This window comes from Silvania sp. (genome assembly GCF_051656365.1).
Taxonomy (GTDB): domain Bacteria; phylum Pseudomonadota; class Gammaproteobacteria; order Enterobacterales; family Enterobacteriaceae; genus Enterobacter; species Enterobacter hatchlandensis.
Genome location: NZ_JBOGBT010000055.1, coordinates 16,300 through 33,543, shown reverse-complemented (window position 1 = coordinate 33,543; position 17,244 = coordinate 16,300). Strand labels below are relative to the sequence as shown.

Sequence of the window (17,244 nt, the reverse complement as noted above, 5' to 3'; positions counted from 1 at the left end):
AATAATCAGTAGTTGGACGGCAGGCACCTTTTTGTGCGTCATTCGAAGTTTATGTAGCACGTCCCGAAGGGGCTGACATAAGAGGGTGAATGAGCCACTGGGTATTATTATGCAACAGATATGCCACAATGCAAATATAAATTTTAATTATATGAAACATAAGGACATTTAATGAAATGATTGTGATTATCTCGCGGTACGCTTTTCGCACGATCTGTCGTTAATTAGCAACACCCTGACGGGCTTATTACCACTATCATATAAATCAATAACTTAAATGTCGCCATTTGGCGACATCGTATTACAGGGGTTGTCGTAAATATGCGACACCGTCGTAGTGCCGCCAGGCACTACGACGGCAACATAACGCTTACCCCAACTGCTTACGTGCGTTGCGGAAGATACGCATCCACGGGCTATCCTCGCCCCAGTTTTCCGGGTGCCAGGAGTTGCTGACGGTACGGAACACGCGCTCAGGGTGCGGCATCATCACCGTTACGCGACCGCTTTCGCTGGTCACCGCGGTAATGCCGTTGGCCGAGCCGTTCGGGTTAGCCGGGTACGTTTGCGTCACTTTGCCGAAGTTATCCACAAAGCGCAGCGCCACCAGACCTTTGCTCTCCAGCTCCGCCAGATGCGCGGCGTTACGCACTTCAACCTGCCCTTCACCGTGGGAAACAGCGATTGGCATCTGTGAGCCCACCATCCCCTGAAGCAGCAGAGACGGGCTTTGCGTGACTTCAACCAGGCTGAAACGCGCTTCAAAGCGGTCGGACTGGTTACGCACAAAGCGCGGCCAGGCTTCACTGCCTGGGATCAGCTCGCGCAGGTTCGACATCATCTGGCAGCCGTTACAAACGCCCAGTGCCAGGGTCTGCGGACGGTGGAAGAAGGTTTCGAACTCATCACGCACGCGGTCGTTGAAGAGAATCGACTTCGCCCAGCCCTCGCCCGCGCCCAGCACGTCCCCGTAAGAGAACCCGCCGCACGCCACCAGCGCCTGGAAGCTCTCCAGACCGGTCCGTCCAGCCAGCAGATCGCTCATGTGAACGTCGATAGCGTCGAAGCCCGCGCGGTGGAAGGCAGCCGCCATCTCCACGTGGGAGTTAACGCCCTGCTCGCGCAGGACCGCCACTTTCGGACGCGCACCCTTCGCGATGTACGGCGCGGCAATGTCTTCATTGATGTCGAACGAAAGCTTCACGTTCAGACCCGGATCGTTATCGTTGGCTTTCGCCTCGTGCTCCTGATCGGCACACGCCGGGTTATCACGCAGACGCTGCATCTGCCAGGTGGTTTCTGCCCACCACATGCGCAGCGTGGCGCGGCTTTCAGCAAACACAGCCTGACCGTTGGATTCGATAACAAAACGATCCCCGGTCACCGCTTTACCCAGATAGTGCACGCAGTCGCCAAGGCCGTGTTGCGCCAGCAGGGCTTCAACCGCCTCGCGGTCGGCCGCACGCACCTGAATCACCGCACCCAGCTCTTCGTTAAACAGCGCCGCCAGACGATCGTCGCCCAGCGTGGCGATGTTGGCTTCCACGCCACAGTGGCCGGTAAAGGCCATCTCTGCCAGGGTCACCAGCAGGCCGCCGTCGGAACGGTCGTGATAGGCCAGCAGTTTGCCCGCTGCCACCAGCGCCTGAATGGCATCGTAGAAGCCTTTCAGCTGCGCCACGTCGCGCACATCCGCCGCGGTGTCGCCCAGCTGACGGTAAACCTGCGCCAGCGCGGTTGCGCCCAGCGCGTTATGCCCTTTGCCCAGATCAATCAGCAGCAGGGCGTTGTCTTCAGTAGAGAGCTGCGGGGTGATGGTGTGACGCACATCTTCCACGCGGGCAAAGGCGGTGATCACCAGCGACAGCGGAGAGGTCATCTCGCGCTGCTCGTTACCTTCCTGCCAGCGGGTTTTCATCGACATGGAGTCTTTGCCCACCGGAATGGTCAGACCCAACGCCGGACAGAGCTCTTCGCCCACCGCTTTCACCGCTTCATACAGCCCGGCGTCTTCGCCCGGGTGACCGGCTGCGGCCATCCAGTTTGCCGAGAGCTTGATACGTTTGATGTCACCAATCTGGGTGGCGGCAATGTTGGTCAGCGCTTCACCGACCGCCAGACGAGCCGAGGCCGCAAAGTCCAGCAGCGCAACCGGGGAGCGTTCGCCCAGCGCCATCGCTTCACCGTAGTAACTGTCGAGGCTGGCGGTGGTCACCGCGCAGTTTGCTACGGGTACCTGCCACGGGCCAACCATCTGATCGCGCGCTACCATGCCGGTCACGGTACGGTCGCCAATGGTAACAAGGAAGGTTTTCTCCGCGACGGCCGGCAGATGCAATACGCGGTTGACGGCATCGGCGACAGTGACGCCCTGCAGATCGAGAGCTTTACCACTGGCTTTACGGGTTTGTACGTCGCGGGTCATCTTCGGCGTTTTGCCCAGCAGCACGTCCAGCGGCAGGTCAATCGGCTGGTTGTCAAAATGGGTGTCGCTTAAAGAGAGGTGCATCTCTTCGGTGGCTTCACCGATCACCGCGTACGGCGCGCGCTCGCGGCGGCACAGCTCATCAAACAGCGGGAGTTGATCCGGGGCAACGGCCAGCACGTAACGCTCCTGGGATTCGTTACACCAGATCTCCAGCGGGCTCATGCCTGGCTCATCGCTGAGGATATCGCGCAGGTTGAAGCGGCCACCGCGGTTGCCATCGCTCACCAGCTCCGGCATGGCGTTAGACAGGCCACCCGCGCCGACGTCGTGAATAAACAGGATCGGGTTGGCTTCACCCAGCTGCCAGCAGCGGTCAATCACTTCCTGGCAGCGGCGTTCCATCTCCGGGTTGTCGCGCTGGACCGAGGCAAAATCAAGGTCGGCGTCAGACTGGCCCGAGGCCATCGACGACGCCGCCCCGCCGCCCAGACCGATATTCATCGCCGGACCGCCGAGGACGATCAGCTTCGCGCCTACGACGATCTCGCCTTTCTGCACGTGATCGGCGCGGATGTTGCCGATCCCGCCTGCCAGCATGATCGGCTTGTGGTAGCCGCGCAGCTCTTCGCCGTTATGGCTCTCAACTTTCTCTTCATAGGTACGGAAGTAGCCGTTCAGCGCCGGACGACCAAATTCATTGTTGAATGCCGCGCCGCCCAGCGGGCCGTCGGTCATGATGTCGAGTGCGGTAACAATGCGCTCCGGCTTGCCGAAATCTTCTTCCCACGGCTGTTCAAAGCCCGGGATACGCAGGTTAGAGACCGAGAAGCCCACCAGACCCGCTTTTGGCTTAGCGCCACGGCCGGTGGCGCCTTCGTCACGAATTTCACCGCCAGAACCGGTCGCCGCGCCCGGCCATGGGGAGATCGCCGTCGGGTGGTTATGGGTTTCAACCTTCATCAGAATGTGCGCGGCTTCCTGATGGAAGTCATAGCGCCCTGCTTCGCGATCGGCGAAGAAGCGGCCCACCTCGGAACCTTCCATCACCGCGGCGTTGTCTTTATAAGCAGACAGCACGTGGTCAGGGGTCTGTTCCATGGTGTTCTTGATCATTTTGAACAGCGACTTTGGCTGTTGCTCGCCGTCGATAATCCAGTCGGCGTTAAAAATCTTGTGGCGGCAGTGTTCAGAGTTAGCCTGCGCGAACATATACAGTTCGATGTCGTTCGGATTGCGGTTGAGCTTAACAAACGCGTCCTGCAGGTAATCAATTTCATCCTCTGCCAGCGCCAGACCTAAACGCAGGTTGGCGTCGATCAGCGCCTGACGGCCCTCACCCAGCAGATCCACGCTCTGTACTGGCGCAGGCTGGTGGTGAGAGAACAGCTTCTGCGCGTCGTCCAGAGAGGCAAACACGCTCTCCATCATGCGATCGTGCAGTTCGGTCGCCACGACCGCCCACTGTGCGTCAGTCAGGGTAGAGGCTTCAACGTAATACGCTACGCCGCGCTCAAGACGGCTTACCTGGCTCAGGCCGCAGTTGTGGGCGATGTCGGTTGCTTTAGAAGACCAGGGGGAGATGGTGCCCGGGCGAGGCGTGACCAGCAGGAGTTTACCGTTCGGTGTATGGCTGCTCAGGCTTGGGCCGTATTTCAGCAGGCGTTCAAGGCGGGTCAGCTCCTCTGCCGTTAAGGGAGCGTTCAGGTCAGCAAAATGGACATACTCAGCGTAAATATTGCTTACCGGAAGGTCGGCCGCCTGGAAACGTGCCAGCAGTTTGTTGATACGGAAGGCAGACAGTGCAGGCGAACCACGCAGAATTTCCATCATAAGTCTCTCGTCTTCGAAGCGCCGGGGCGCTTACAGTGTGCGCAAGGGGGGAAAACGGGCGCTATTATAGTGGATCCTGAGCGCCGACGAAACCGTTTGCGTCGTAATAAAATCGACGCGGTTATTTAGCCATCGGTATGGCGATTCCCGCTAATAAGTTGCCAAGTGGCGTAACTTTGCGCAAAATGCCGCGAAATCTTTGGCAATACTTGTTTTTACTATGGCCACTACAGACCGACATAACACCCAGCACATAGAATTAACTTATTGAAAAAATTAAAGATTAATTATTTGTTTATTGGCATCGTGACCCTGCTACTGGCAGCGGCGCTATGGCCTTCCATACCCTGGTTCGGCAAAGCCGACAACCGCATCGCCGCCATCCAGGCGCGGGGGGAGCTGCGCGTCAGTACGATCTCCTCGCCGCTGACCTATACCGCCATCAACGACAAAGTAATTGGGCTGGATTACGAACTGGCGCAGCAGTTTGCTGACTACCTGGGCGTAAAACTCAAAATCACGGTGCGACAGAACATCAGCCAGCTGTTTGATGACCTGGATCATGACGAGGCCGACATGCTGGCCGCCGGTCTGGTTTATAACAGCGAGCGCAGCAAAAACTATCAGCCGGGCCCGACCTATTACTCCGTTTCGCAGCAGCTGGTCTATCGCGTGGGCAAGCTGCGCCCGCGCTCGCTTACTGGCCTCAACGCAGACCAGCTCACCGTCGCCCCAGGACACGTGGTTATCGATGACCTGCGCGCGCTGAAAGAGAAAAAGTATCCAAACCTTGGCTGGACGGTCGATGAGAAGCTGGGCACCACTGAGCTGCTGGAGCAGGTTAAGGATGGCAAGCTGCCTTATACCATTGCCGACTCGGTCGCCATCAGCCTGTATCAGCGCGTCCACCCGGAGCTGGCGGTGGCGCTGGATGTGACCGACGAGCAGCCGGTGACCTGGTTCAGCCGACTGGATGACGACCAGACCCTGTCCGCGGCGATGCTCGATTTCTTTAACGGCATGAATGAAGACGGCACCCTGGCGCGGCTGGAGGAGAAGTACCTCGGTCACGGCGGTGACTTTGATTATGTCGACACCCGCAGCTTCTTGCGGGCGGTGGATAACGTCCTGCCGGACCTGCAGCCGCTGTTTGAAAAATACGCGCAGGAAATTGACTGGCGGTTACTGGCAGCAATCTCGTATCAGGAATCCCACTGGGATGCGCAGGCCACCTCGCCTACCGGCGTGCGCGGTCTGATGATGTTGACCAAAAACACCGCCCAGAGCCTTGGCCTGACCGACCGTACCGATGCGGAACAGAGCATCAGCGGCGGCGCGCGCTATCTGCAGGACATGATGGATAAGGTGCCGGAGACGGTGCCGGAAGAGGAGCGGATCTGGTTTGCACTGGCGGCGTATAACATGGGCTATGCCCACATGATCGACGCCCGCGCCCTGACGGCGAAGACCAAAGGCAACCCCGACAGCTGGTCAGATGTCAAACAGCGCCTGCCGCTGCTGAGCCAGAAGCCGTGGTACAACAAGCTGACCTACGGCTACGCGCGCGGTCACGAAGCTTACGCCTACGTGGAAAATATCCGCAAATATCAGATAAGCCTGGTCGGCTATCTGATGGAGAAAGAGAAAGAGGCGATGGCGGCAGAGCAGCTGGCGCAAAGTTATCCGGTGGTGACGCCGAATGAACTTACTCGCCCGATAACGCCAATCCTGCCTTTTGTTGCTTTTTCTGCTGACGCCGCATTCGAAAGAAGTCACTTAGCATCGCCGAACATGCTGGCGCCAGTACTTCCCCAATAACATTCACCTGGTGATTCATACCGGGATGTCTGAGCACGTCCAGTAGCGAGCCTGCCGCCCCGGTTTTTTCATCCCGCGCCCCGAACACCAGCGTACCGATCCGGCTGTGGACCATCGCGCCGGAACACATGACGCAGGGCTCGAGGGTGACATACAGCGTGGTATCCAGCAGGCGGTAGTTTTGCAGCACCAGCCCGCCCTGGCGCAGGGCCATGATTTCGGCGTGAGCGGTGGGATCGTGACGGCCAATCGGGCGGTTCCAGCCTTCGCCAATCACCTGATTATTGTGTACCAGCACGGCGCCAACGGGCACTTCGCCCTCTTCCCAGGCGCGTCTGGCAAGCTGGAGTGCGTGGTGCATCCAGTATTCATGATTGTGTTCGAGGTCGGACAACGGTGATTACTCCAGTCTGAAAAGCGGGCGCATTATACACACCCGCTATACATAATCACAAAATCATTCCAGTTGCTGAAGTTCGCCGAGCGGCGTGACGCGCCAGCGGTGCTGGCAGAAGTAGAGCAGCGGGTTGTCCTGCTTGCTGTCGCTGTAGCCGCTGTAGAGGCGCAGCGGGGTACCGATTTGCTTCTCCAGCTGCACCACTTTCTCGTGCCCAAGGCAGCGCAGGGTCAGCACCCATCCGCCATACGCGCGCCCCATCTGGGTCGCGATAAGATTGACCCGCGGTAGCCACGGGGTATCGAAGTAGACCTGCTCGACCAGCGACTGCGGCGAACCGGTAATCAGCCAGATGTCGGCATCGCTGGCGCTCAGGTAATTGGTCAGCCTCTCCTGCACAACCGGAAACGCGGTAACGTGCCCGCGAAACCAGAGGGCAAAATCCTGCTCAAGCTGCTTGAGCCGCGCCTCGCTGTGGCCAAAAGTACATCCCCACAGCAGTAGGCTCATTGGCCAGCGGGCGGCGCGCCCTTTGATCAGCAGCGCAACGCCTACAATCGGCAGGAGTGGCAACACAAGCAGCACATTTAAGGGCTGTCGGCGCAGTAAGTAGCGCATAAAGGTGCCGAACATATCCTGCTGATGCAGCGTTCCGTCCAGGTCAAAAAAGACAACGCGACGCGCATGATTAACCAAATCTTACTCCTCTGGATCGTTGAACCCCAACAGCCAGGTAAACAGGAACCCGGCGATAACCGCTACTAAATAGCCTAACAGATAGAGCATGACTTTTCCGGTCACGATGGTTAATGCCAGTGGCAAACCGGAAATCCCGAAGGTGATCACCGTCGCCACTTTCCAGTAGCTGATCAGCGCCCCGCCGACCGCACCGCCCAGACAGGCGCCGATAAAGGGCTTGCCCAGCGGCAGCGTAACGCCAAAGATCAGCGGCTCGCCAATTCCCAGCAGACCCACCGGCAGCGCGCCTTTGATCACTTTTTTCAGGCGTTGATTGCGGGTTTTCATCAGCACCGCAATGGCCGCCCCGACCTGGCCGACGCCCGCCATCGACAGGATCGGCAGCAGCGCGTTGTAGCCGTGCGCCTGCACCAGTTCCACGTGGATCGGCACCAGGCCCTGGTGTAATCCAGTCAAGACCAGCGGCAGGAAGGTCCCCGACAGCACTGCCCCCACGAGGAAGCCGCCGCGGTCGATAGCCCAGGAGGCACCGTGGGCGATGGATTCAGAGATCACGCCGCCCAGCGGCTGCAGGGCAATGATCGCCACGCTGCCGGTAATTAAGGTGGTCAGCAGCGGATTAAGGATCAGCTCCAGCGAGCCCGGCAGGGCATTGCGTAGCTTTTTCTCGATCCAGCACATCAGCACCACCACCAGCAGGACGGCGATCACCCCGCCGCGTCCCGGCTGCAGGGCTTCACCAAACAGGGTGATTTGTGCCAGCTGCGGGCTGGACAGGATCCCCGCCATTACCCCGCCTAACGCCTGCGAGCCACCAAACACTTTGGCAGTGTTGACCCCCACCAGAATGTTCATGATGGCAAACACCGCGCTACCGAAAATGCCGAGGATCCCCAGCAGGTTTGGATAGTGGGTCGCAAAGTCACCGACGATGTCCGGGCGTTTAAGAATGTTGATGATGCCGGTGATCAGCCCCGAGGCGATAAAGGCCGGGATCAGCGGTATGAAAACGTTCGCCAGCTGGCGCAGCGCGTCACTCATCGGGGCTTTATATTTGGCCTTCGCCTGCGCTTTCGTACGCTCGGCGTCATCAACCACCGCGCCACCCATCAGCGAGCGCATGGCGTCCACCACCTGCGCGGCTTTGCCGGGGCCGACAATCAGCTGATGCTGCGCACCCTGCTTAACATAGCCGCTGATCCCGGGCAGCTTTTTGAGCCGCGTCAGATCGAGCATGTCGTCATCCTGAACTTCCACCCGCACCCGCGTCATGCAGTTTTCCAGACGCAGAATATTGTGCTCTCCGCCGATACCGGCAAGAATATCGCTGGCGAGCGCCGCTGTTTTTTCCATACACGCCTCTTTAGTTTTCTAATGCTGCCCGTAAGAATCCCTGATGCGCATCGAGTTTTGCGCGCGCTGCGGCGGCATCGAGACCGCTCAGGATCATCAGAATGGCGGGTTTGACGTCATACCCGGTCTGCTGGAGCACCGTTTCTGCCTCTTCGCGCGCCGCACCGGTGGCCTCGACCACCATCCGACACGCCCGGTCAATCAGCTTCACGTTGGTGGCTTTCATGTCCACCATCAGGTTCTGATACACCTTGCCGAATTTCACCATCGCGCCGGTGGAGATCATGTTCAGCACCAGCTTCTGCGCGGTGCCGGACTTCATGCGGGTGGAGCCGGTCAGGGCTTCCGGCCCCACCACCGGCGAGATAGCAATCGCCGCAACCTGGGCAATTGGCGATCCCGGATTACAGGAGATTGCCACCGTGGTGCAGCCAGTCTGGTTGGCATACTCCAGCCCACCAATCACATACGGCGTGCGCCCGGAGGCCGCGAGCCCCACCACCAGGTCGTTTGCCGTCAGGTTGAGGGCCTTCAGGTCGTCTTCGCCGAGCTGCTTGCTGTCCTCTGCCCCTTCCACCGCCTTCAGCAGCGCACCGGGACCGCCGGCAATCAGGCCAACCACCAGACCGTGTGGAACGCCAAAAGTGGGCGGGCATTCCGAGGCATCCAGCACCCCGAGACGCCCGCTGGTGCCAGCGCCCATGTAGATGATGCGCCCGCCCGCTTTCAGTGCACCTGCGGCGGCATCCACGGCTTTTGCCACTTCCGGCAATGTCTCTTTTACTGCCTGCGCGACCAGCGTATCCTGCTGATTAAAACGAGTAACAAGGTCGAACGTGGAGAGCGCGTCCAGATCCAGAGTTTGTGGGTTGCGGGATTCAGAAACGAGTGAGCCGAGATTCATCTTTTGTACCTCAAGAATTTTTAATTCATAATAGTCACACTATAATGGAATATAAAATTCATTCAGGCGAGAAGAATTCGCAATTGCTGTAGTCATCACATTTCGCCAGGAGTACTCATGAACTGTTTAATTCGGATCCGCCAGCGCTACGCGGGTCTTGCCCAGAGCGACAAAAAGCTGGCGGATTTTTTGCTCTCCCAGCCCGATCGCGCACGCCATTTAAGCTCGCAGCAGCTGGCAAGCGAAGCGGGCGTCAGCCAGTCCAGCGTGGTTAAATTTGCCCAGAAGATGGGGTTTAAAGGCTTTCCGGCGCTGAAGCTGGCGATCAGCGAAGCGCTGGCCAGTAACCCTAACCCGCAGTCGATGCCGGTGCATAATCAGATCCGCGGCGATGACCCAATGCGCCTTGTCGGCGAGAAGCTGATTAAAGAGAAGGTGGCGGCGATGCACGCCACGCTGGATGTGAACAGCGAGGAGAAGCTGCTGGAAAGCGTCGGCATGCTGCGCGCGGCACGGCGGGTGATCCTGACCGGGATTGGTGCCTCGGGGCTGGTGGCACGTAATTTTGGCTGGAAGCTAAACAAAATTGGTCTGATCGCGATTGCGGAACAGGACATGCACGCCCTGCTGGCGACGGTTCAGGCGATGGCGCCCGACGATCTGCTGCTGGCCATCTCGTATTCCGGGGAACGGCGTGAAATTAATCTTGCCGCCGATGAGGCGCTGCGCGTGGGCGGGAAAATACTGGCGATCACCGGGTTTACCCCCAATGCCCTGCAGCAGCGGGCGACGCGCTGTCTGTACACCATCGCCGAGGAGCAGGCCACCCGCAGCGCGGCGATTTCGTCCACCAGCGCGCAGATGCTGCTGACTGATCTGCTGTTTATGGCGCTGGTTCAGCAGGATCTGGAGCATGCCCCCGAGCGCATTCGCCACAGTGAGGCGCTGGTAAAAAAACTGGTCTGAACAGGGAATGAGCGTATAATGCCCGCCCTGTTTGTGATGTTTCTGAGAATTTCCTGATGGCGCTGTTAATTACCAAAAAATGCATTAATTGCGATATGTGCGAGCCCGAATGCCCTAACCAGGCCATCTCGATGGGTAACGACATTTATGAGATTAACAGCGATCTTTGCACCGAATGCATCGGCCATTATGAAACGCCGACCTGCCAGAAGGTGTGCCCGATCCCCAATACAATCCTGAAAGATCCGGCACGTCCTGAATCCGAAGAGCAGCTGTGGGATAAGTTTGTCCTGATGCACCACGCGGACAAAATCTAGCTTTCGATAATCACCGTCGCGCAGGCGTAATGACGTTCATCCGCCAGCGTCACGTGCATGTGCGCCACGCCCAGCTTTTCTGCCAGCTTTAACGCCTCGCCCCACAACCGCAGACGCGGCTTGCCCAGCTCATCGTTAAACACTTCAAACTGATTAAACGCCAGACCGTTGCGGATCCCGGTACCGAAAGCTTTAGCCGCTGCTTCTTTGACTGCAAAGCGTTTGGCAAGAAAACGCACCGGCTGCTGGTGCGTTTCCCAGATGGCCCATTCGTTATCGCTGAGCACTCGTCGCGCCAGGCGATCGCCGCTGCGGGAAATCACTGCTTCGATGCGGGTGATTTCAACGATATCGGTTCCTAAGCCAAGGATGGCCATTAGTTGCGCGCTTCCAGCATCAGGCGTTTCATCTCGGCGACGGCGTCTTTCAGGCCGCTCATTACCGCGCGACCGATAATCGCATGGCCGATGTTCAGCTCGTGCATCTCCGGGATCGCCGCAATGGCTTTGACATTATGGTAAGTCAGACCGTGACCGGCGTTGACCTTCAGGCCAAGGCCTGCCGCATAGGTGGCAGCTTTGGCGATCCGCGCCAGCTCTTTGGCCTGGGTGGCTTCGTCTTCAGCATCGGCATAGCAGCCGGTGTGGATCTCAATGTAGGGCGCGCCCACGTCCGCAGCGGCTTTGATCTGCGCCTCGTCAGCATCGATGAACAGCGACACAAGGATCCCAGCATCGGCCAGACGTTTGCAGGCATCGCGCATTTTGTCCAGTTGCCCGGCCACATCCAGCCCGCCTTCGGTGGTCACTTCCTGACGCTTTTCCGGCACCAGGCAGCAGAAATGCGGTTTCGTCTCAACGGCAATCGCCAGCATCTCTTCAGTGACCGCCATCTCCAGATTCATGCGCGTATCCAGAGTCTGGCGCAAAACGCGCACGTCGCGGTCGGTGATGTGGCGACGATCTTCACGCAGGTGCACGGTAATGCCGTCTGCGCCCGCCTGCTCGGCGATAAATGCTGCCTGAACCGGATCCGGATACGCGGTGCCGCGCGCATTGCGCAGGGTGGCGATGTGGTCAATGTTGATGCCTAACAGTAATTCAGCCATGACAATCCTCGATTTTCTTTTGATTCGTTAACGCTTCGGCAAAAAATGCCGGAATAATTCTCGGCTCTTTAAGGGCTTGCCACCAAGATACGGCTTGAGCGCAATGCGGGTAAAGCGTTTTGCCGCACGCAGGGTGGTGGCATCAGGAAATTCGCGTTCCGCCAGCGCCCGGAGATCCCGTCCAGTAAAGGTGCTGTTATCGATGACGATACTCGCGATAAAGCCTTTCTCTTCGCGATAGCGGTAGGTCATGGTGTCATCCACAGGTTCGCCGCTGCCCGCACAGTGCAGAAAATCGACGCCGTATCCCAGATGGCCGAGCAGCGCCAGCTCAAAGCGACGCAGCGCAGGTTCCGGCGAGCCGGTGGTGCCCGCCAGGGCCTGGATACAGTACAGATAGTCGAAAAAGAGTTCAGAAAAGCGGGTCTCATGTTCCAGTACGCGCGAGATAAGCTCGTTCACATACAGACCGCTGTACAGCGTAATACCAGAGAGGGGGAGCGCCAGAGAGACGGCTTCAGCACTGCGCAGGGTTTTGACTTCTCCGCGTCCGCCAAAACGCACCAGCAGAGGTGTGAAGGGTTGCAGGGCCCCTTTCAGATTCGAGCGTTTGGAACGTGCGCCTTTGGCAACAAGGCGCACGCGGCCCGACTCTTCCGTGAAGACGTCCAGCATCAGGCTGGTTTCGCTCCAGGGACGACTATGCAGGACGAATGCGCGCTGCCAGCCTTCCACGTTTTAGTGGCTTAGACGTCGTCGCCGTAACCGAGGCTGCGCAGAGCGCGCTCGTCATCGGCCCAGCCGGATTTCACTTTCACCCACAGTTCGAGGTGAACCGGCGCTTCAAACATTTCCTGCATGTCTTTGCGAGCTTCGATACCGATGGTTTTGATTTTGGAACCTTTGTTACCGATTACCATCTTCTTCTGCCCTTCGCGCTCAACGAGGATCAAGCCGTTGATGTCGTACCCGCCGCGCTCGTTGGTCTGGAAACGTTCGATTTCCACGGTAACGGAGTATGGCAGTTCAGCACCGAGGAAACGCATCAGCTTCTCGCGGATGATTTCTGACGCCATGAAGCGCTGAGAACGGTCTGTGATGTAATCTTCCGGGAAGTGATGAATCGCTTCCGGCAGATGTTTACGCACAATGCCCGCGATGGTATCGACATTCAGACCGGTCTCTGCAGACAGCGGAACGATATCGAGGAAGTTCATCTGGCTACCCAGCCACTGCAGATGCGGCAGCAGGTCGGCTTTTTCCTGCACATTGTCCACTTTATTGACCGCGAGGATCACCGGCACTTTGCCATCACGCAGTTTATTCAGCACCATCTCGTCGTCCGCGGTCCAGCGGGTGCCTTCAACCACGAAGATAACCAGCTCAACGTCACCGATAGAGCTGCTCGCCGCCTTGTTCATCAGACGGTTGATGGCGCGCTTCTCTTCCATGTGCAGACCCGGGGTATCAACGTAGATAGCCTGATACACACCTTCGGTATGAATACCGACAATACGGTGACGCGTGGTCTGCGCCTTACGAGAGGTGATGGAAATTTTCTGACCCAGCAGATTATTCAACAGGGTTGATTTGCCAACGTTCGGGCGTCCGACGATGGCAATAAAACCGCAGTAACTTTTTTCTTCGCTCATTCCAGCTCCAGTATTTTCAACGCCTGTTCGGCGGCAGCCTGTTCAGCCTTACGACGACTTGAACCTGTGCCAACCACCGGTTCACTCAGGCCGCTAACCTGGCAATGGATGGTAAATTCTTGATCGTGTGCTTCGCCACGTACCTGCACCACCAGATACGATGGCAGCGGCAGATGGCGACCCTGCAGGTACTCCTGCAAACGTGTTTTTGGATCTTTCTGCTTATCACCGGGACTGATTTCATCCAGACGCGTCTGGTACCAGTTCAGGATCAGTTGTTCAACTGTCTGAATGTCACTGTCGAGGAAAACACCACCGATCAGAGCTTCGACCGTATCTGCGAGAATAGATTCACGACGGAAACCGCCGCTCTTCAGTTCGCCAGGACCGAGTCGCAGACATTCACCCAGTTCAAATTCGCGCGCGATTTCAGCAAGCGTATTTCCACGCACCAACGTTGCACGCATGCGGCTCATATCACCCTCGTCCACCCGCGGGAAGCGATGATAAAGCGCGTTGGCAATAACGTAACTCAAAATGGAGTCGCCCAGGAACTCGAGACGCTCGTTGTGTTTGCTGCTGGCACTGCGGTGGGTTAATGCCTGTTGCAACAACTCCTGATGCTGAAAAGTGTAGCCCAGCTTTCGTTGAAGCCGATTAATTACGATGGGGTTCATGCGATACCAATAAATGAATGCGTCAAAAATGCAGCACACGAAACCGACCTGGGGGAGCCAACGCGGTTTCGTGTGCCGTGGCACTGAGTCAGCGCCAACCTTAAACTTCGGGGGAATATTCTATACACAACGACAGGGGTTGTCGTTAGTCCGTAGGCATTTATCAGTTAAATAATTTACGTAGCCTCCAATAAAAGAGGCTACGTATTCATTTCTCAGGAATTAATGGATGCCGCCAATACGATTTAAACGTACGCCGGTAGGCCATTCACCTTCCTGTTTCTCAAAACTCATCCAGATAGCGGTCGCTTTACCCACCAGATTCGCTTCCGGTACAAAGCCCCAGTAACGGCTGTCCGCGCTGTTATCGCGGTTATCACCCATCATGAAGTAGTGTCCAGGCGGCACAATCCAGGTCGCCAGCTGCTGGCCTTGCTGCTGATAGTACATGCCGAGTTGATCCTGGGCGATCGAGACGGTCAGAATACGGTGGGTAACATCACCCAATGTCTCTTTACGTTCGCTCAGGCGGATGCCGTTCTCTTTGCTCTCGCTTTTCGGCAGTTGGAAGAACCCGCTGGTCGCTTCACCGCCGTTGCGACGCGCAAAGGTCTGCACAAAATCGCTGGGCTCAACGCCAGAATAGGTCACCGCTAAGGCGCTGCCACAGGCTGTACCGGAACTGCAGCCTGGCTGAACCGTCACCTCTTTTGAAACCGGGTTATAAGTGACCTTATCGCCCGGAACGCCAACGGTGCGTTTGATGTAGTCCAGACGCGGATCGTCCGGATATTTGAACACCACAATGTCGCCACGCTTCGGATGACCGGTCTCGATCAGCGTTTTCTGGTAGATAGGATCTTTAATGCCGTAGGCAAACTTTTCTACCAGAATAAAATCACCGATCAGCAGCGTTGGCATCATCGAACCGGATGGGATCTGGAAAGGTTCATAGATGAACGAACGTACCACCAGCACAATCGCCAGCACCGGAAAGACCGAAGCGCCTGTTTCCAGCCAGCCCGGCTTCGGGCTGACTTTTTTCAGGGTTTTCGGATCTAACTGGTCGCCCGTGGCCGCCTGTGCGGCGGCCTGACGTTCGCGACGTTTTGGTGCAAAAATAAACTTATCCAGACACCACAACAGCCCCGTCACCAGTGTGGCAATCACCAGGATCAGGGCAAACATGTTCGCCATGCCAACTCCTTAAGAATTATTTTCCGTCTTTACCCACGTGCAGAATGGCGAGGAACGCTTCCTGCGGCAGCTCGACGTTACCGACCTGCTTCATACGTTTCTTACCGTCTTTCTGCTTCTGGAGCAGCTTTTTCTTACGGCTGACGTCACCGCCATAGCATTTTGCCAGAACGTTTTTACGTAACTGTTTCACCGTCGCACGAGCGATGATGTGGTTACCGATCGCCGCCTGAATCGCAATGTCGAACTGCTGGCGTGGGATCAGTTCTTTCATCTTCTCGACCAGCTCACGACCACGATACGGGGCATTATCGTTGTGGGTGATCAGCGCCAGCGCATCAACGCGCTCACTGTTGATCAGCACGTCCACACGCACCATGTTAGAGGCCTGGAAACGCTTGAAGTTGTAGTCCAGCGACGCATAGCCGCGCGACGTTGACTTCAGGCGGTCGAAGAAGTCGAGCACCACTTCCGCCATTGGAATTTCATAGGTCAGCGCAACCTGGTTGCCGTGGTAAACCATGTTGGTCTGCACGCCGCGCTTTTCGATACACAGGGTGATCACGTTGCCGAGGAATTCCTGCGGCAGCAGCATGTGACACTCGGCGATAGGTTCACGCAGTTCAGCAATGTTGTTCAGCGGTGGCAGCTTGGATGGGCTGTCGACATAGATCACCTCTTTAGAGGTGGTTTCAACTTCGTAAACAACCGTTGGTGCCGTGGTGATCAGATCCAGATCGTATTCACGCTCCAGACGTTCCTGAATGATCTCCATGTGCAGCAGGCCGAGGAAGCCACAGCGGAAGCCGAAGCCCAGCGCCGTTGAGCTTTCTGGCTCATAGAACAGGGAGGCGTCGTTCAGGCTCAGTTTACCAAGCGCGTCGCGGAAGTTTTCGTAGTCGTCGGAGCTCACCGGGAACAGACCAGCGTAAACCTGCGGCTTCACTTTTTTAAAGCCTGGCAGCGCTTTATCTGCCGGGTTACGTGCCTGAGTCAGGGTATCGCCAACCGGCGCGCCCAGGATGTCTTTAATCGCACACACCAGCCAGCCAACTTCACCGCACTTCAGTTCGGTACGGTCGACCTGCTTCGGCGTGAAGATCCCCAGGCGATCGGCGTTATAGACCTGTCCGGTACTCATAACCTTAATCTTGTCGCCTTTACGCATGGTGCCGTTTTTAATACGCACCAGCGACACCACGCCCAGATAGTTATCGAACCAGGAGTCGATGATCAATGCCTGCAGTGGGCCATCTGCGTCACCTTCCGGGCCCGGAATTTCACGCACCAGACGTTCCAGAACGTCGGTCACGCCCACACCGGTTTTCGCCGAGCAGCGCACTGCATCAGTGGCATCAATGCCGACGATGTCTTCAATCTCTTCCGCTACGCGCTCAGGATCGGCCGCAGGCAGGTCGATTTTGTTAAGCACCGGTACCACCTGAAGATCCATTTCCAGCGCGGTATAGCAGTTTGCCAGGGTCTGAGCTTCTACGCCCTGCCCGGCATCAACCACCAGCAGCGCACCTTCGCAGGCCGCCAGCGAACGGGAAACTTCATAAGAGAAGTCAACGTGGCCTGGGGTATCGATAAAATTCAGTTGATAAGTTTCGCCATCAGCAGATTTGAAGTCGAGCGTTACGCTCTGCGCTTTGATGGTGATACCACGTTCGCGTTCCAGGTCCATGGAGTCCAGAACCTGGGCTTCCATTTCACGATCAGACAGGCCACCGCAAATCTGGATAATACGGTCAGACAGCGTCGACTTACCGTGGTCAATGTGAGCAATGATCGAAAAGTTACGTATGTTCTTCATATAGTTAATAATTATGCCTTACGAATTCCTGGGGGCCGCTGTTATTAGCCTGACGTTTTTCAGTGCGAAAACGCAGCATTCT

At 57.2% G+C, this 17,244-nt stretch carries 15 protein-coding genes; 3 read left to right on the top strand and 12 right to left on the bottom strand.

All coding sequences use genetic code 11. The features are described 5' to 3' along the window. Positions 1 to 370: 370 nt before the first annotated feature. Positions 371 to 4,258, bottom strand: a complete 3,888-nt coding sequence (gene purL / locus ACRDD5_RS11335; RefSeq protein ID WP_271280981.1) for a phosphoribosylformylglycinamidine synthase — start codon at positions 4,256 to 4,258, stop codon at positions 371 to 373. A gap of 267 nt (positions 4,259 to 4,525) precedes the next feature. Here purL and mltF point away from each other — a divergent pair, with 267 nt between their 5' ends. Further along, positions 4,526 to 6,076 carry a membrane-bound lytic murein transglycosylase MltF gene (gene mltF / locus ACRDD5_RS11330; protein ID WP_438676803.1) on the top strand — a complete coding sequence of 517 codons (1,551 nt, stop codon included), beginning with the start codon at positions 4,526 to 4,528 and terminating at the stop codon, positions 6,074 to 6,076. Here mltF and tadA read toward each other — a convergent pair. The 4 genes from tadA to murQ all read right to left on the bottom strand — a co-directional run bounded on the left by tadA (position 5,964) and on the right by murQ (position 9,429). Beyond that, positions 5,964 to 6,470, bottom strand: a complete 507-nt coding sequence (gene tadA / locus ACRDD5_RS11325; RefSeq protein WP_438676802.1) for a tRNA adenosine(34) deaminase TadA — start codon at positions 6,468 to 6,470, stop codon at positions 5,964 to 5,966. The genes mltF and tadA overlap by 113 nt on opposite strands. Positions 6,471 to 6,533: 63 nt before the next feature. Continuing rightward, entirely contained in the window at positions 6,534 to 7,169 is a 636-nt protein-coding gene (gene yfhb, locus ACRDD5_RS11320; protein WP_438676801.1) for a phosphatidylglycerophosphatase C, read from the bottom strand. Between the two features lie 3 nt (positions 7,170 to 7,172). Further along, positions 7,173 to 8,525 carry a PTS transporter subunit EIIC gene (locus tag ACRDD5_RS11315; protein WP_438676800.1) on the bottom strand — a complete coding sequence of 451 codons (1,353 nt, stop codon included), beginning with the start codon at positions 8,523 to 8,525 and terminating at the stop codon, positions 7,173 to 7,175. A 10-nt stretch (positions 8,526 to 8,535) separates the two neighbouring features. Beyond that, the gene (gene murQ / locus ACRDD5_RS11310; protein WP_271280976.1) at positions 8,536 to 9,429 is read right to left on the bottom strand and encodes an N-acetylmuramic acid 6-phosphate etherase; all 894 of its coding nucleotides are present in this window, start codon (positions 9,427 to 9,429) and stop codon (positions 8,536 to 8,538) included. 117 nt (positions 9,430 to 9,546) lie between these two features. Here murQ and ACRDD5_RS11305 point away from each other — a divergent pair, with 117 nt between their 5' ends. Next, on the top strand, positions 9,547 to 10,395 hold the full coding sequence (locus ACRDD5_RS11305; RefSeq protein ID WP_271269065.1) for a MurR/RpiR family transcriptional regulator: 849 nt from the start codon (positions 9,547 to 9,549) through the stop codon (positions 10,393 to 10,395). Between the two features lie 56 nt (positions 10,396 to 10,451). Continuing rightward, on the top strand, positions 10,452 to 10,712 hold the full coding sequence (locus ACRDD5_RS11300; protein WP_271280975.1) for a YfhL family 4Fe-4S dicluster ferredoxin: 261 nt from the start codon (positions 10,452 to 10,454) through the stop codon (positions 10,710 to 10,712). Here the strand turns inward: ACRDD5_RS11300 and acpS are convergent. The 7 genes from acpS to lepA form a co-directional block, all read right to left on the bottom strand. Continuing rightward, a complete protein-coding gene (acpS, locus tag ACRDD5_RS11295; RefSeq protein ID WP_204558399.1) occupies positions 10,709 to 11,089 on the bottom strand; it encodes a holo-ACP synthase in 381 nt (126 codons plus the stop codon). The genes ACRDD5_RS11300 and acpS overlap by 4 nt on opposite strands. Further along, a complete protein-coding gene (gene pdxJ, locus ACRDD5_RS11290) occupies positions 11,089 to 11,820 on the bottom strand; it encodes a pyridoxine 5'-phosphate synthase (RefSeq protein WP_271280974.1) in 732 nt (243 codons plus the stop codon). The genes acpS and pdxJ overlap by 1 nt, the downstream gene beginning before the upstream one ends. Positions 11,821 to 11,847: 27 nt before the next feature. Further along, the gene (recO, locus tag ACRDD5_RS11285) at positions 11,848 to 12,555 is read right to left on the bottom strand and encodes a DNA repair protein RecO (RefSeq protein WP_438676799.1); all 708 of its coding nucleotides are present in this window, start codon (positions 12,553 to 12,555) and stop codon (positions 11,848 to 11,850) included. A gap of 11 nt (positions 12,556 to 12,566) precedes the next feature. Continuing rightward, entirely contained in the window at positions 12,567 to 13,472 is a 906-nt protein-coding gene (gene era / locus ACRDD5_RS11280) for a GTPase Era (protein ID WP_271280972.1), read from the bottom strand. Further along, positions 13,469 to 14,149, bottom strand: coding sequence for a ribonuclease III (rnc, locus tag ACRDD5_RS11275; protein ID WP_271280971.1), 681 nt, complete (start codon positions 14,147 to 14,149; stop codon positions 13,469 to 13,471). The genes era and rnc overlap by 4 nt, the downstream gene beginning before the upstream one ends. Before the next feature lie 222 nt (positions 14,150 to 14,371). Beyond that, on the bottom strand, positions 14,372 to 15,346 hold the full coding sequence (gene lepB / locus ACRDD5_RS11270) for a signal peptidase I (protein ID WP_271280970.1): 975 nt from the start codon (positions 15,344 to 15,346) through the stop codon (positions 14,372 to 14,374). A gap of 16 nt (positions 15,347 to 15,362) precedes the next feature. After that, positions 15,363 to 17,162 carry a translation elongation factor 4 gene (lepA, locus tag ACRDD5_RS11265; RefSeq protein ID WP_271280969.1) on the bottom strand — a complete coding sequence of 600 codons (1,800 nt, stop codon included), beginning with the start codon at positions 17,160 to 17,162 and terminating at the stop codon, positions 15,363 to 15,365. Between the last annotated feature and the right edge of the window lie 82 nt (positions 17,163 to 17,244).